A 15,229-nucleotide genomic window follows, 5' to 3' on the forward strand; every position below is an offset into this window, starting at 1 on the left:
GCATTCGCCGTCGAGCGCTGGTTTTGATCATGCCCCCCTCTCCCGACCAGCCGCTTCGCATCCTGCACGCCGTGCGCGCTCCGGTCGGCGGCATCTTCCGCCACATCCTCGACGTCGCCAACGGCCAGGTCGATCGTGGCCATCATGTCGGCATCCTCGCCGACAGTCTCACCGGCGGTGAGCGCGCCGACAAGGCCCTTGCCGAGCTCGCACCGCGGCTGAAGCTCGGCGTGCACCGGATGGCGATCCGCCGCGAACCGTCGCCCGACGATGTGCTGGTCTGGTTCCGCTTGCGGCGCCTGATCGCCACGCTCAAGCCCGACGTCATGCATGGCCACGGCGCCAAGGCCGGCGCTTTCATCCGCATGCGGCGGCGATCCGACGACACCATCCGCATCTACACCCCGCATGGCGGCTCGCTGCATTATCCCCTCAACACCCTCAAGGGCGAGTTTTACGCGCGGCTCGAGCGTGCGCTGATGGACGCGACCGACCTGTTCCTGTTCGAAAGCGCGTTTGCCCGCGACACCTATCAGCGCATCGTCGGCAAGCCGAAGGGCGTGGTGCATTGCGTCTTCAACGGCGTGACGCCGGAGGAATTCGAACCTGTCGTCATGGCCGACGACGCCACCGACCTCGCTTATGTCGGTGAGTTCAGGCACATCAAGGGCGCCGATCTGCTGGTCGACGCGGTGGCGCGCCTGCACGAGGGCGGTAAGAAGGTCACGCTGACGCTCGGCGGTGACGGCGAGGAGACCGCGGCGCTCAAAGCGCAAGTCGAGAGGCTCGGCCTCTCCAGCGCCATCCGCTTCATCGGTCACGTCAAGGCACGCTACGGCTTTTCCAAGGGGCGGCTGCTGGTCGTTCCCTCGCGTGGCGATTCCATGCCCTATGTCGTGATCGAGGCCGGTGCCGCCGGGATACCGATGATTGCGTCCAAGATCGGCGGCATTCCCGAGATTTTCGGCGCGGAGAACCCGGCTCTGTTTGCGCCGAGCAACGCGGAAGCCATGGCGGAGGCGATCGCGGCCGCGCTCGACAATCCGCTGGGAACAGCGCAGCGCGCCTTGTCGCTTCGCGAGCGCATCTCCGCGCATTTCTCGCAGCAGGCGATGGTCGAGGGCGTGCTCGCGGGCTATCGCGACGCATTTACCAATCACTAACCATTCTTAAGACCCGCTTTAGAGAATCTTCCGATTTGTCCGATAACCCAAGCGCCAGGGGATGCTCGCCCGGGACGCAAGGACGTGGCCCGCGGGTTTTTGGAATGGACGTGGACGCCCGTGGAACCGCTCAACGCACGCTCGATGCTCGATGCCGCGACCAGCGCCGCGGCGAAGCCGGCTGACCGGCCCTTTGTGGAGCGGCGTCAACGGCTCTCGGCCGCCGCGCTCGACGTCGTCAACCAGAAGGTCGCCCGCGCCTATTCGCCGATCGTGATCACCGGCTTCGTGCGCCTCGCCGATTTCGCGCTGCTGAGCCTCGTCGGCATTGTACTCTATCTCGGCTATGTCATGCCGCACGCCGGCTCGTTCAGCTGGATCTATCCCGCGCAGATCATCGCCGTCGCGGTCTCCGCCGTGGTCTGCTTCCAAGCCGCCGACATCTATCAGGTGCAGTTGTTCCGCGGTCAGCTCCGGCAGATGACGCGGATGATCTCGTCCTGGTCGTTCGTCTTCCTGTTGTTCATCGGCATCTCCTTCTTCGCCAAGTTCGGCAGCGAAATATCGCGGCTCTGGCTTGCCGCCTTTTACGTCCTCGGGCTCGCCGCGCTCCTCTGCGAGCGTCTGGTGCTGCGCTCGCTGGTGCGCGCCTGGGGGCGCGAGGGCCGGCTCGACCGCCGCACCATCATCGTCGGCTCCGACCGCAACGGCGAACAATTGGTCGAGGCGCTGAAGCAGCAGGAGGATTCCGACATCCATGTGCTCGGCGTGTTCGACGACCGCAACGACAGCCGCGCGCTCGACACCTGTGCCGGCGCGCGCAAGCTCGGCAAGGTCGACGACATCGTCGAATTCGCCCGCCGCACCCGCGTCGATCTCGTGCTGTTCGCGCTGCCGATCTCCGCCGAGACGCGCATCCTGGAGATGCTGAAGAAGCTCTGGGTGCTGCCGGTGGACATCCGCCTCTCCGCACACACCAACAAGCTGCGCTTCCGCCCCCGCTCCTATTCCTATATCGGCGAGGTGCCGACGCTGGACGTGTTCGAGGCGCCGATCACCGACTGGGACCTGGTGATGAAATGGCTGTTCGACCGCGTGGTCGGCACCCTCGCGCTGCTCGTGGCCTTGCCGGTGATGGGATTGGTGGCGCTGGCCGTGAAGCTCGACAGCCCCGGACCCGTGCTGTTCCGCCAAAAGCGCTTCGGCTTCAACAACGAGCGCATCGACGTCTACAAGTTCCGCTCAATGTACCATCATCAGGCCGATCCGACGGCCTCGAAGGTCGTGACCAAGAACGACTCGCGCGTCACCCGCGTCGGCCGCTTCATCCGCAAGACCAGCCTCGACGAGCTGCCGCAGCTCTTCAACGTGGTCTTCTCCGGCGATCTCTCTTTGGTCGGCCCGCGTCCGCATGCGGTGCAGGGCAAGCTGCAGAGCCGCCTGTTCGACGAAGCCGTCGACGGCTATTTCGCCCGCCACCGGGTCAAGCCCGGCATCACCGGCTGGGCCCAGATCAACGGCTGGCGCGGTGAGATCGACAACGAAGAGAAGATCCAGAAGCGCGTCGAGTTCGACCTCTATTACATCGAGAACTGGTCGGTGCTGTTCGATCTCGTCATTCTGCTGAAGACGCCGATCTCGCTGCTGACCAAGAACGAGAACGCGTATTGAGTTGAATTTTTCCGTCATGCCCCTCCTTGTGCGCTGTTGCGCACTGGGGCGGGGCATCCGGTACTCCGCGGCGCCGGCCGCTTCCGCAATAGACGCCGCGGAGTACTGGATCGCCCGGTCAAGCCGGGCGATGACAGCGGTATTTGTGGCGTACCAGTTGCGTAAACGTATGAGCGTGTGATGGCGTATGCGGCAACAGCCGGGGAGATGAATGCAGCGGTTCGGGCTGCGCCCGGCGTGTTGGCGCTCCAGCGCGCGCTGGTATGGCTGGTCGGCGCCTCCGGCGCGATCGTGTTCATCGAGCCGAGCCCCTACGAGATCGTGACGCTGCTGGCCACCGTCACCTTCTTCGCCACCGGACTGCGTCTGCGGCTCGCTTTGATGCCGCTGGTGCTGATGCTGGTCCTGCTCAATATCGGCTATACGATCAGCGCGATCCCGCTGTTCGAGCAGTCCGAGGTGGTGAGCTGGATTGCGACCTCCTGGTACATGGCGGTCACAGTCGTGTTCTTCGCCATGGTCACGTCGGAGGACACCGCCGCCCGGCTCGATATGCTCCGCCGCGGGCTCGTGATCGGCGCGATGGTCGCCTCGCTGTCGGCGGTCGCCGGCTACTTCCACCTGGTTCCCGGCGGCGACGACCTCCTCACGCTGTACGGACGCGCGCGCGGCACCTTCAAGGATCCGAACGTGCTCGGCGCCTTCCTGATCCTGCCGGCACTGTTCTCGCTGCAGAGCGTCGTCTCCGACAAGTTCGGCAAGGCGTTTCGCAACGTCATCGCCTTCGGCATCATGTCGCTGGCGATCCTGCTCGCTTTCTCCCGCGCCGCCTGGGGCGGGCTGGTGCTGACATCCGCCTTCATGCTGGCGCTGATGGTGCTGACCAGCCGCACCAACGCGCAACGCTCGCGTATCATCGTCATGGCGATCCTGGCCGCGGTGCTGGGCCTTGCGCTGATCGCGGTGTTGATGTCGTTCGATTCCACCGCCGAGATGTTCAAGCAGCGCGCGAGCTTCGATCAGAGCTATGACGAAGGCCGCTTCGGCCGGTTCGGGCGGCACATCCTGGGAGCGGAGATGGCGCTCGACCTGCCGTTCGGCATCGGCCCTCTGCAATTCCACCGCTTCTTCCCCGAGGACACCCACAACTCCTATCTCAACGCCTTCATGTCCGGCGGCTGGCTGTCAGGCATCTGCTATCCCGCGCTGGTCTTCACGACCGTCATCATGGGTGTCAGGCACATCTTCGTGCCCGTGCCCTGGCAGCGCGCTTATCTGGCGGTGTTCTCCGCCTTCGTCGGCACCGTCGGCGAAAGCTTCGTGATCGACACCGACCACTGGCGGCACTTCTGGATGATGCTGGGCGCGATGTGGGGCATGATCGCGGCTGCACAGATCTACAAGGCTAGGTCTGGCGACGAAGCTTCTTCAGCTTGAGATCGGGGCGTTTCTCCGGCGGCGTGTCGAGCAGGCCCTTCAGCGCCGCGGTCGCCGCGAGCACGCCCTTGTAGCCCTCATTGGCGAAGCGCAGCAGCAGGCGCAATTCCTGGTCGGAATAGCCGCCAAAAACCTTCTCCATCGCCTGCTGCATCGGCACGTAGAACTGGCCGAGCCTTTCGATCGCCTCCGGCACGACGGCAATGAAGACCTTGCGACGATCGGCATCGTCGCGCTCACGACGGACCAGGCCCGCCTTTTCGAGCCGGTCGACCACGCCGGTGATGGCGCCGGTCGTGAGCCCCGTGACTTCGGCGAGCCGGCCGGCGGTGACGCGGCCTTCGAGGTACAGGATGTCCATGCATTCGAGGTCGGAATTGGCGATTCCGGCAACGTTCGCAACGGTCTGGCCATAAAGCACGCCCTGCGCGGACGACCTGCGCATCGCCTCCTCGAGCTCCTGCAGCAGCGCGGCGCGCGCCTTCGTCCTTGACAAGGCAAACCTCGTATCTTAGTCGATATATATCTTAGTGACTAAGAGATTTAGCGACTGTAATTCTCCTAGCACCACGGAAACGTCGGGAGCAAGCCATGTCCTATCGTCCTCGCAAGGCCCTGATCATCGGCGCCGGCATCGCCGGCCCCGTCGCGGCGGTCCTGCTGCGCCGCGCCGGCATCGAGTCCGCGATCTACGAAGGCTGGCCCTATTCGAAAGGCATCGGCGGCGGCCTTCAGATCGCGCCGAACGGCATGCAAGTCATGGACGAGATTGGCCTTTCCAATGAGCTGATCAGCCGCGGCTCGATCGCGGAATCGTTCGACTTCTATTCGCAAGCCGGAGAGAGGCTCGGCTCGATCAATCGCGACATGGCGCGGCGCTTCGGCCAGCCCGCGGTCAATGTCTGCCGCGCCACGCTGAACGAGATGCTGATCGACAAGGCCTGGTGCGCATGCGTTTCGCTCTATTTCGAGAAGCGCCTGATCAAGATCGAGGATCGCGCCGACCAGCCGATCATCGCCTACTTCGCCGACGGTACCACGGCCGAAGGCGACTTCGTGATCGGCGCCGACGGCGTGCACTCGGTGACGCGGCGCCAAGTCGTCCCGGACGGGCCGCAGCCGTTCGATACCGGACTGATCGGCTTCGGCGGCTTCGTACCGCACGCCGTCCTCGATGGCCGGCCGATCGGCCGGCACGTCGAAACCACGTTCGGACAGAGCGGCTTCTTCGGCTACGGCTATTGCAGCCCCGATCCGAACGACGGCGTGATGTGGTGGAGCACGCAACCCGCGCACGGCATGGACGCGGCGATGTTTCGCGCGCTCGACCATGCAACGCTGAAGCAGCACCTGCGCGGCTTCCACCGCGGCTGGCACGATCCGATCCCTGGCATCATCGAGGCAGCCGAGAACATCGTGGTCACCGACACGCTCGACGTCGCCACCCTGCCGACCTGGTCGCGCAAGCGCTCGTTGCTGATCGGCGATGCCGCCCATGCGACCAGCCCCCATGCCGGCCAGGGCGCCTCGCTCGCGCTGGAGGATGCGATGCGCCTCGCCCGGTTGATGCAGCAAGGCCGGGAGCTCGGCGCCACCTTCCAGGCCTTCGAGGCCGAACGGCGCCCGCGCACGGAAAAGATCGTCGCCATGGCCCGCCGCAACGGCAACAACAAGCGCGAGTTCAGCGCCACCGGCGCGTGGATCCGCAATCAGATGATGAAGTGGCTGCTGCCGCTGGGCGCGAAAAGCATGGAGTTCATGTACGCCTACGACGCGCGGGCGGTGTAGTGGCACGAACGCTGTCATGCCCGCCTTATGCGCACTTGCGCACTGGGGTGGGCGTCCAGTACGCCGCGGCCTCTCGATTCGATCAGAGCCGTCTCTGGAATACTGGATCGTCCGCTCGAGCCGGACGATGACACCGTGATTGCGGCAAGTGAGCGCCTCTACTTCTCCACAGCGAACGTCAGCCCTGCATTCTCCTGAAGCCGCTTGATCAGCTTGTGCTGCATCGCCGCGCCCGGCGTCCAGAAGCCGGCTGCGACGTCGGTCGTGTCCCGCAGCATGCAGATGGCGCATTCGGAGATCATCTTCGAGGTCGAGCCGTAGCCGGGATCGCGGTCGCCGGTGACGCCGGCGCGAACCATGCGGCCATCGGGTGCGATCGCGACATAGAGCAGATCGAACAGACCGTTTTCACGCTCTTCCTTCGACGGCCCCTCGCCCGGCTTCGGTGCGTCGGGGCCGGTCTTGCCCGCATTGGCAGCCATCACGAGCTTGGCGTTGGCCTCGCCCTTCTCGCCGGGACCGGTCAGGACCATCTCGTCGTAGACGAAGTCCTGGCCGTAGGGGAATCCCATCAGCATGTTGGAGCGGTGAACGTTGCGCGTGTTGATCAGCGCCATCGTGAACGGCGCGGCCCAGGATTGCAGATCCTCCTCGAAGGCGGCCCTGTTGCCTTTCGGCTGCTTCGGGCCGGTGAAGCCGGGCGTCAGCGCAAAATGATCGTTGAGAATGGCGACAAGGCTGAGATCCTTGGCCACCGCATCGAAGGTCGCCTTAGCGCTGGCGGCGGTGCCGCCCGAGAGCGTGCCCCGCATGTCGCGCACACGCCCTTTCACCCGCGGGGCCGGCGCGCCGAAGACACGTTTAGCCTCTTCCTGGACGAAGAATGTACCGAGCTCGAACGGCACGGAATCGTAGCCGCACGACAACACGATCCGCGCGCCGCTCTCTTTTGCAGCCGCCTCGTACTTGTCGATCATCTGGCGCATCCAGATCGGCTCGCCGCAGAGATCGAAATAATCCGTGCCCGTGGCCACGCAGGCCGCGAGCAACTCCTCGCCGTAGAGCTGATACGGGCCGACGGTGGTGATCACCGACATGGTCTGCTCCGCCATCGCCTTCAGCGAAGCCGCATCCGACGCATCCGCGACAATCAACGCCGTATTCCCGGGCGCGCCGATCGCATCGCGGACCGATTTCAGCTTGCCGAGGCTGCGGCCTGCCATCGCCCATTTGAGCGCGTGGTCGCTCTTGTAACGCTGGGTCAGGTATTCGGCGACGAGCTGGCCGGTAAAACCGGTCGCGCCATAAACGACGATGTCGAATTTCGCAGAGCTCATGATCCGCCTTTGCTTTACTTCTTCGCATAGCTCACGCCCATGCCGGCACGGACGTCGCTTTGAATACCATAGGGCGGGATCGGATAACGCAGGCCGTTCTTGGCCAGCGCCTTCATGCCCACAACCGCCTTGGCGAGATGTTCCGGCTTCAGGGCCATCAGCATCTCCTCGTCCGGCACGCCGCCATAGCGCCGTTCGGCGTAGCATGGCAAGGACAGGCTGGGCTCACCGCTCTTGAGCGCCCTGCCCCAGGAATCGGCGCAAGCGGTCTCGCCGACCACGCCCCATTCGAACTTCTTGTAGCCGGTGTATTGCAGCCCGTTGATTAGGATGATCATCTGCCCCGGCGTGGCATAGACGAGACAAATGTCCGGCGGATCGAGCCGGCCGCTCGCCAGCGGACTGACCGCGAGCGCCTGATATTGCCCGAACGGAACCACGTCCAGCGCCTCCTGGCGCTTGCGTGCGTCCTCCGCCGTGCCGTGCCAGACCCCGACATAGTTTTCGCCGGCGAGCCATTTTTCGTCCTGCGGTGCAAGGCCGATCACCGCGCGGCATTGCGCGCCGACGAGATCATCGGCCGTGATGCCCACGGTCCAGCCCAGACGCGCGGCCATGCTGACGATCTGGTCGGTGGTGTGGACCGCGTTCGGCCGCCGGACTTTCGGGATTGCCTCCATGTCCGCGGTCCGCGCGAACAGCTTCATGCCGATCACCGTGGTCTTCAGTCGCAACAGGCTGTTGAGATCGGCGACGAGGCCGGCAAGATCGATGCTGTCTGCACTCTGCTGTTGCATGGCGTCCTCCCGGCCGGCAGTGGCGCGCCGGCTGTTATTGCTTCTTGAACGGTTCTAGTCCTTCGCCGGTCCCGGGAGCAACTCGCCAGTCCGGCCCATCAGGCGGTAGGCGACGAGCCCGATCCATTCGCGCACGGCGACCTCGGTTCGGCCGAGCCCGTCCGTGCCGACATTGGTGAAAGAGAAGAGATCGTCACGCCCGCCCATTCGCCAGTCAACCGGATAGGCTTCGACGTCAAATCCCGCCTTGCGAAAGATCCCCATCGAACGCGGCATGTGAAAGGCCGACGTGACCAGGAGCCAGCGTTCGCCCGCCTTGGGCGCCACCAATTGTTTGGTGAAGATGGCATTCTCGTAGGTGTTGCGGGAGTCCCGCTCGAGGATCAGGCGCTGCTTCGCGATGCCCAGATTCTCCAGGATGGGCGCGGAGTAGTCGGCCTCCCGGGAGTCCGTCGAAACCAGGTTCGCGGTGCCCCCGGTGAAGACAATGCGCGTGTTCGGATAGCGGCGCGCGAGCTCGGCCGGCGCAAACAGGCGATCGGCCGCGTGCGCGACGACCGGCGTGCGGTGCGCCGCCGACAGATCGGTGTCGATCGAGCCGCCGAGCACGATGATGCCATCGGGCGCACCGCGCGACGGATCCCACGGCGGAAAACGCGACTCCAGCGGATAGAGCAAGAGGTTGCCGAGCGGCGAAAACGCGGCGAGCGCCAGCAGGATCAGCGTGGCCGCGGCGAGCTTGCGGCCGAAGGCGGCAAAGCGCGTCGCCATCAGGACGACCGAGACGATTCCGAGCTCGATCATCAAGTTGATCGGCAGCACCGCTGCGCCGAGGGTCTTGGACAGGACAAAAAGCAGGGGAGCCTCGCTGGAATGATCGTGCCTGTTGCGCGCGGGCTTGACCCGCCCGTCGATCTTCAGAAAGCTTCTTGGAAGAGGATCGATTGCCTGGTCAAGCCCGGGCCTGTGAAACGGACGGACGCCACATGACCCATCACCACCTGCATTCCAGCCCCGAGACCTGCCATTGGGGGTTCTTCGAGGCTGCGCTCAAGCCCGTCCTCACCATCGCGAGCGGTGACGAGGTCACGGTCGACACCATCAGTGGCGGTCCGGACATGCTGCCCGACCGCAGCAAATTTCACATTCCGCCCGAGATGCACGAGGTTCATGCCCAGAACGAGCGCATGCTGCCCGGCCACATCCTCACCGGCCCGATCGCGCTCGAGGGCGCCGAGCCCGGCGACGTGCTCGCGGTCGAGATCCTCGACGTCCAGCTCCGGCAGGATTGGGGCTGGAACATGATCAAGCCGCTGTCCGGCACCCTGCCCGACGATTTCCACGAGACGCGCATTCTGAACATCCCGCTCGACCGTTCCCGGATGGTCGCCCGCATGCCGTGGGGGCTGGACCTGCCGCTCAAGCCGTTCTTCGGCGTGATGGGCGTTTCGCCGCCGCCGGCCTGGGGCCGCATCTCCTCGCTCGTTCCTCGCGCCATGGGCGGCAATCTCGACAACAAGGAGCTTGGCGCCGGGGCGACGCTGTATCTGCCGGTGTTCGTCCCGGGCGCGCTGTTCTCCTGCGGTGACGGCCATGGCGTGCAGGGCGACGGCGAGGTTTGCGTCACCGCGATCGAGACCGCGCTTCAGGGCCGCTTTCGCCTGACGCTGCGCAAGGACCTCAGGCTCGATTATCCCCGTGGCGAGACGGCGACGCATTACATGACCATGGCGATGGACCCCGATCTGGACCAGTGCGTGGTGCGGGCGCTGCGCGACATGATCGTGCTGCTCGGCGAGAGGCGCAATTTGTCGCGCGAGGACGCCTATACGCTGTGCAGCCTGGCGGCCGATCTGCGGGTGACCCAGACCGTCAACGGCTCCAAGGGCATCCATTGCATGATCGAAAAGACGATCGTGCACGGCTGAGCCGACCAGCCCACTCCTGACCGGTCGAAGCCACGCCGCCGCCGGCCTGCCGCGCGGCGTGCCTTGTCATGCCTAAATTTCCCTCGCGATTCCAACGGGCTGACCAGGCGCCGCAGCCTGCATTTGACTTCTGCCTCCAAACCTAAATAGAGTCTTAATCGTAACTTTTATGTACCTGAGTAAGAGGCTAGCGTTCGGCCATGGCCACCGAAAAAGCCGAGACTGACCGCATTCCTGTAACCTTGGCGCTCTCGACCATCACCTATCTGGAGAAGCTGGTGAGACAGGGCACCCACGGCACCAGCGTTCCCGGCGTCGCACGTACCTTGATCGAGGAAGGCATCCGTCTCGCCATCAAGGACGGGCTTTTGTCGATTCGCGACAATGGCAGGACGTGAGCGCGCGCCGAACGTGAGGCGGACGGATCTCGAGAGGCGGATGGCCGACATCTGCAACCTGGGACCGTTACACATGCCTGTTCTCTCACCCACCTGGACCGACGAACGCATCGAACTTCTGAGGCAGCATTTCGAGGCCGGGCTCTCCTGCCGCGAGATCGCCGCCGACATTGGCGTCAGCCGCAACGCCGTGATCGGCAAGCTGTCTCGCCTCAATCTCACGCGCGGCCGAACCATCGACGATCGCAAGGTTCACGACAGGGGCCTGGCGCCGGCGCGCGCGCCGCGGACCGTGCCGCGGCTGCAATATGAGATGCTCGCCACGATCTACGGCGAGACCGGTGCGCCGATGGTCACCGGTCCGATCGACGATGCCAATCGCTGCTCGCTACTCGAGCTTGCCGAGAACCGCTGCCGCTGGCCGATCTCGACGCCTGGCGCGGACGATTTCTGCTTCTGCGGCAACTCCGCACCCGACGGCCAGTCCTATTGCGCCGGCCACAGCCGCCTCGCCTACCGGCCGAATTCCCGCGCGCGCGTCATGCGCGGCTAGAGCCAAGTCCTGGAGGCGAGTCCTGGAGCCATGCCCAAAACGAAAAACCTCCGGCAGGGCATTGCCGGAGGTTTCTGGAGGTTTAGCATCAAGTCAGAGCCGCAACTTTCGTCATCGGCTGGGAGCTATATAGCTTAGTAGCTCAGGTAAGTAAATAAAGTTGGGCCGATCGATTCGCATGGCTCGTCTTCGTCGCCCGCACGTGCCGCCGGATTTCCGAACGCCCGCTCGCAAAGAAGCCCACCTCATAAAAAAGCCCCGGCGGTGTCCCGCCGGGGCTGCGTCCTATCCGAAGGTCTTGAGCTTACCAGTTGCGCTGGGCGCGAACCAACAGGCTGTAGGTGTCCTGGTCCTTCAGCTCATAGGTCGCCGCGGGCTTGGCAACGCTGGTGAGCGCCGGCGTGGTGATCACGCCCGAGTACTTCTGGTCAAGATGGCTGTAGGTGAAGTCAGCCGAGAAGGTCAGGTTCTTGATCGGGGTCCAGCGGGTGATGACACCGATCTGGCCGATGTTGAAGTCCGGGTTGCAGGTGCCGGTCAGGGTCGCGAACGCGGCGCTGCCGCAGATCATGCCCTTGGCGGTGCCGCTGTAGTTGACGGCAGCCCACGCACCATAAAGCGCCGAATTCCAGTACGGGCTCCAGTTGTGAGTGTAGGCACCACGGAAGCCGTAGGTCTTAGTCAGCTCGAGGCCGCTGCCGGGTGCGAACACCGCGTCAGACACGCCGGCGAAGCCGATGCTCTGATACGCGCCGCCCGAACCGCCGAACATCGAGTAGCTGGTCGCTGCCAGCTCCTGGAAGTTGTAGCGGCTCGCGCCGTCGGTGTAGACGCCCGAGATGTTGATCACGTCGCCTGCACCGGTCGGGATGTTCTTGATCGACAGCGCCAGCTGGACGGCCCAGCCCCACTTGTCTTCAGGATGACCGGTTACTTCGCTCGCGCCGTAATAGCCGACGTGGTTGTCGTGCGCAGCGACCGAGGCCTGGAACAGGCCCCAGGCCTGGTCGACACGGAGCGTGCCGACGAGATCGGGGGAGCGGGTGCCGCCGAGATCGTTGGAGCCGTAGGCACCGCCGAGGACGCCGGCGGTGGACATGCCGGCCGTATTCCAGAGCGCGGTCTGGAACACCTGCGTCTGGTCCTGGGCCGAGACGATCGCCGTCACGCCCTGGCCGAGATCGGCAGTGTAGGTGAACTGGGCAACACCGTTGGTGGTGCCGCTGCCGCCGACGAGCTGGTCGAAGTTGTTGCCGGGATAGTTGATCCAGGGCGCGTCGAACTGCGACACGGCCTTACCCATGGTGAAGCCGGCGAACTGGATGAAGGCGTAGTAGACGCCGAGCGCGCCGCCCGAGATCGTGCCGTCGGTGCCGTTGACGGCGCCGCCGCTGGAGCCGATCAGGCTCGTGCCTGCGGCGTTGAGGCCGAGCGTACCGCTGTACTGGGTCGCACCCGTTCCCGAACCGGCGCCGACATAGTTGCCGGTCGTCCAGGTGAAGACCGCATCGAAATAGGTGCGGACCACGCCGTACTCGGTTGCGGTGCGGGTGTCGATGTTGAGATCTTCACGAGCGCGCATCGAGTAATAGTTGGTCAGGCGGTTGTTGGCCGCGAAGACGTTGTTGTACTGGGCGCTGTAATTGCCGCCGGCATTGAGCGCCACTTCGGCACGCAGATAGCCGCCCAGCTTGATGCAGGTGTCGCTGCCCGGGATGTAATAGAAACCCGCGCCGTAGAGCGAGCAGACCTTCACATACTCGACCGCCTTGGCCTTGACCGGAAGATCAGCCGCCTGAGCTCCACCGACGGCGATCAGACCCGCCGCAGTGCCGAGCAAAAGGCTCTTCACCACCTTCATATTAAAACCTCCAAGTTGCTCATTTTACGAAGACCGGACCGTGAGGCCCCCCAAGATCCCCGTCTTTGAAATCCGCTCGGCCGCTTTGCGCTTCGGACACACCCTCTTTCGACGCGAGGGACGTGAGCAAACCACCTGCAACGGGACGATCGAGTACCCCCCACCGCCACGAAGCAATATGCCTGCGCCTTTCGGTAATCAAAATACCTTATTTAGTCAGCTTTGTTGGTTTTGCTAAACCTGTGCCCCGTTCGCAACACCATTGCGAACCGATTCCGTGAGCTGATCATCTTTGTAGTTTTACTGACAAAATTACCCTGCTCTGCACTTGCGTCAGAGCAGGCTTGCGTGGACTATGGCTTGCACGACACCGGCCGCATACAAATCAGATCACGGGAGTGACGCTGTGTCAGCGACGAGGAAAGAAGGGGCGCGCCTCCGCACCATCGGCAATCTGGATATCATCAGGCGCTTCACCTGGGAGATATCGTCGATCAACATGTATCTGGAGGAGCTGCGTCAGTTCTGGGCGAGAACGCTCGGCATCAGCGGCCCGCAATGGCTGATCCTGATGGCGATCTCCGACCTCGACAAGGACGACGGCATTCCGGTCAACGTCGTCTCGAAACTGCTCCACGTCGATCCGTCGTTCGTCACCACCCAGTCCAAGCTGCTCGAGAAGAAGGGCCTGTTGCGCCGGCGCCCCTCGCCGACCGACGCAAGGGTGGTCCGACTATCACTGACCGAGAAGACGCAAAAGCACCTGGCGAGCCTCAACGAGCAGTACAAGACGATCAAGGAATTCGTCTTCCAGGAGTTCGACGAGAAAGAGCTGACGGAATTCACCACCAAGCTCGCGATGTTGAAGACCCGTCTCGAAAAGGCCTGCGTCCGCCTGACCCTCGACTTCTGAGGCGACGTCCTCAGATGCGCCCCGCGGCGCCGAGCCGCGATTCCAGCCAATCGAAGATATATTCATTGGCAAGGCTCGGATTGTCCGCATGGGCCTGCGCCGCGCCAGTTTCGGCCGCGGTGAACACCTTCAACATGACATCCGAACTGCCGAGCCGGGAGGTCTGGACGATCTGACGCGCCCGATCGGCCTTGAGCCAGCCGTCCTCGCCGAGCGTGATCAGCACCGGACAGTCGGCGCTGGAGGCCATCAGCGGAGCATGCGGCACCGGAACGATGCTGACGTCGCTCATCGCGAATCGGCTGGCAAAGAAGGCCCGCTCGTGCAGGTCCCATAGGCCGCCATCGCAGACGGCGGCGGCAAGCCGCGGCTCCTGCAGCACCGCGCGCGCCACGAAGGAAGAGCCCCAGCCATCGGCGACGATCGCGACGCGCTCGAAATCGACCTCGCTGCACGTCTCCAGATAGTCCATGACGCACGGAATCGCACTCTCGAGATCCCGGCGCCGCAACAGCGCGTCGAGATAATCGTCGCGCTGGTCGCCGAACAGGTCCAGCGCCAGCAGCGAAAAGCCGCGCTCGCGCGCGTGCGGCGCGAGCTTGAACAGAAACTCTTCCTTGCGATGGCCGGGCTCGCCGATGCAGATCACGGTCGGGGCTCGCACGCGTCCCAACGGCGCGTGCGCGGGCAGGAAATAGCCCTGCAACGAATGTCCGTCGAGCCAGGGTATCGTCACGACTTCCCCGGCAGGGTCGCGCGCGGCGAGGAAGCGGCGGGCGCAATCCTGCATCGCGAGGACCGCGACCCAGCGGCGCTCGTCCGCCTGATCGAGCGGCATTGCGGCCGCGCTGTAGTAATTCATGGCGCGGAGCCAATTGCGCTGCGCGGTCGCCCTGTGACCTTCCGCGAACGCGGCCTCGGCACGATGGCGATTGGCCTGCGCCAGCTTCTTCCACTCGCGATGCCAGGACTGGTCGTCGCCCCGCTTCAGCTGCCGCGCGATCATCAGGCATTCGGCGATCGTGGCGCCGCCGTCCTGGGCCGCGGTGAGGAGCCGCGTGAACTCAGCGGAGATGTCCTCTCGCTCCGGGCAAAGGATCCAGTCGTCGGAGAGGCATGCGGGTATCATCGGGAGCTACGCTCTGGTCATCGCCTTACACGTGACTGAATAAACTATTTTGGTTCCCTGACCAAGCTGCGGCGCGCCCAATGAGAGCCGTTCGAGATCACCATCGCTTGAACGCAGGGATGTGTCGCATGCGTGACATTCCAATGCGTCAGGAGTGGCCGACACGGCCAAGAAACGCCGGCAGCGAACTGGCAAGAGGTGGCACGTGAAATTGCCTGCGCGCCTCTTGCCATGATGCGCATCATACCTATATC

General features: G+C 64.2%; 14 protein-coding genes. 8 read left to right on the forward strand and 6 right to left on the reverse strand.

Annotated features, from left to right (window positions below):
• The first annotated feature begins 29 nt into the window (after positions 1-29).
• The 3 genes from IVB36_RS39180 to IVB36_RS39190 all read left to right on the forward strand — a co-directional run bounded on the left by IVB36_RS39180 (position 30) and on the right by IVB36_RS39190 (position 4,271).
• Positions 30-1,163 carry a glycosyltransferase family 4 protein gene (locus IVB36_RS39180; protein ID WP_026232882.1) on the forward strand — a complete coding sequence of 378 codons (1,134 nt, stop codon included), beginning with the start codon at positions 30-32 and terminating at the stop codon, positions 1,161-1,163.
• A gap of 120 nt (positions 1,164-1,283) precedes the next feature.
• Positions 1,284-2,834 carry an undecaprenyl-phosphate glucose phosphotransferase gene (locus tag IVB36_RS39185; protein ID WP_018455131.1) on the forward strand — a complete coding sequence of 517 codons (1,551 nt, stop codon included), beginning with the start codon at positions 1,284-1,286 and terminating at the stop codon, positions 2,832-2,834.
• A gap of 180 nt (positions 2,835-3,014) precedes the next feature.
• Positions 3,015-4,271, forward strand: a complete 1,257-nt coding sequence (locus tag IVB36_RS39190; protein WP_026232883.1) for an O-antigen ligase family protein — start codon at positions 3,015-3,017, stop codon at positions 4,269-4,271.
• Here IVB36_RS39190 and IVB36_RS39195 read toward each other — a convergent pair.
• Positions 4,240-4,716, reverse strand: coding sequence for a MarR family transcriptional regulator (locus IVB36_RS39195; RefSeq protein ID WP_051112981.1), 477 nt, complete (start codon positions 4,714-4,716; stop codon positions 4,240-4,242). The two genes, IVB36_RS39190 and IVB36_RS39195, sit on opposite strands and share 32 nt — an antisense overlap.
• Positions 4,717-4,862: 146 nt before the next feature.
• Between IVB36_RS39195 and IVB36_RS39200 the strand changes: the two genes are divergently transcribed.
• Positions 4,863-6,059, forward strand: a complete 1,197-nt coding sequence (locus tag IVB36_RS39200) for an FAD-dependent monooxygenase (RefSeq protein ID WP_018455134.1) — start codon at positions 4,863-4,865, stop codon at positions 6,057-6,059.
• Positions 6,060-6,217: 158 nt separating this feature from the next.
• Here IVB36_RS39200 and IVB36_RS39205 read toward each other — a convergent pair whose 3' ends face one another.
• From IVB36_RS39205 to IVB36_RS39215, 3 genes are read right to left on the reverse strand one after another with little or no spacing between them, the layout of a single operon-like run.
• Entirely contained in the window at positions 6,218-7,396 is a 1,179-nt protein-coding gene (locus IVB36_RS39205) for a saccharopine dehydrogenase NADP-binding domain-containing protein (protein ID WP_018455135.1), read from the reverse strand.
• A 14-nt stretch (positions 7,397-7,410) separates the two neighbouring features.
• Positions 7,411-8,193 carry a DUF169 domain-containing protein gene (locus tag IVB36_RS39210; RefSeq protein WP_018455136.1) on the reverse strand — a complete coding sequence of 261 codons (783 nt, stop codon included), beginning with the start codon at positions 8,191-8,193 and terminating at the stop codon, positions 7,411-7,413.
• Positions 8,194-8,247: 54 nt separating this feature from the next.
• Entirely contained in the window at positions 8,248-8,997 is a 750-nt protein-coding gene (locus IVB36_RS39215; protein ID WP_245288410.1) for a YdcF family protein, read from the reverse strand.
• 182 nt (positions 8,998-9,179) lie between these two features.
• On the opposite strand from IVB36_RS39215, the gene IVB36_RS39220 reads away from it, so the two are divergent.
• The 3 genes from IVB36_RS39220 to IVB36_RS39230 all read left to right on the forward strand — a co-directional run bounded on the left by IVB36_RS39220 (position 9,180) and on the right by IVB36_RS39230 (position 11,072).
• Positions 9,180-10,121, forward strand: coding sequence for an acetamidase/formamidase family protein (locus IVB36_RS39220; RefSeq protein WP_018455138.1), 942 nt, complete (start codon positions 9,180-9,182; stop codon positions 10,119-10,121).
• Positions 10,122-10,321: 200 nt separating this feature from the next.
• Positions 10,322-10,519, forward strand: coding sequence for a hypothetical protein (locus IVB36_RS39225; protein ID WP_007603456.1), 198 nt, complete (start codon positions 10,322-10,324; stop codon positions 10,517-10,519).
• Positions 10,520-10,592: 73 nt separating this feature from the next.
• Complete coding sequence (locus IVB36_RS39230) at positions 10,593-11,072, forward strand: GcrA family cell cycle regulator (protein ID WP_018455139.1); 480 nt, start codon at positions 10,593-10,595, stop codon at positions 11,070-11,072.
• Between the two features lie 304 nt (positions 11,073-11,376).
• On the opposite strand, the gene IVB36_RS39235 is transcribed toward IVB36_RS39230, so the two are convergent.
• On the reverse strand, positions 11,377-12,933 hold the full coding sequence (locus IVB36_RS39235) for a porin (protein ID WP_204511371.1): 1,557 nt from the start codon (positions 12,931-12,933) through the stop codon (positions 11,377-11,379).
• A 406-nt stretch (positions 12,934-13,339) separates the two neighbouring features.
• On the opposite strand from IVB36_RS39235, the gene IVB36_RS39240 reads away from it, so the two are divergent.
• Positions 13,340-13,846 carry a MarR family transcriptional regulator gene (locus tag IVB36_RS39240; protein WP_007611061.1) on the forward strand — a complete coding sequence of 169 codons (507 nt, stop codon included), beginning with the start codon at positions 13,340-13,342 and terminating at the stop codon, positions 13,844-13,846.
• 10 nt (positions 13,847-13,856) lie between these two features.
• On the opposite strand, the gene IVB36_RS39245 is transcribed toward IVB36_RS39240, so the two are convergent.
• Entirely contained in the window at positions 13,857-14,975 is a 1,119-nt protein-coding gene (locus IVB36_RS39245) for an alpha/beta hydrolase (protein WP_018455141.1), read from the reverse strand.
• Positions 14,976-15,229 lie beyond the last annotated feature (254 nt).

Origin of the sequence: Bradyrhizobium sp. 35 (assembly GCF_023073215.1) — a bacterium.
In the GTDB taxonomy this organism is placed as follows: Bacteria; Pseudomonadota; Alphaproteobacteria; order Rhizobiales; family Xanthobacteraceae; genus Bradyrhizobium; species Bradyrhizobium canariense_D.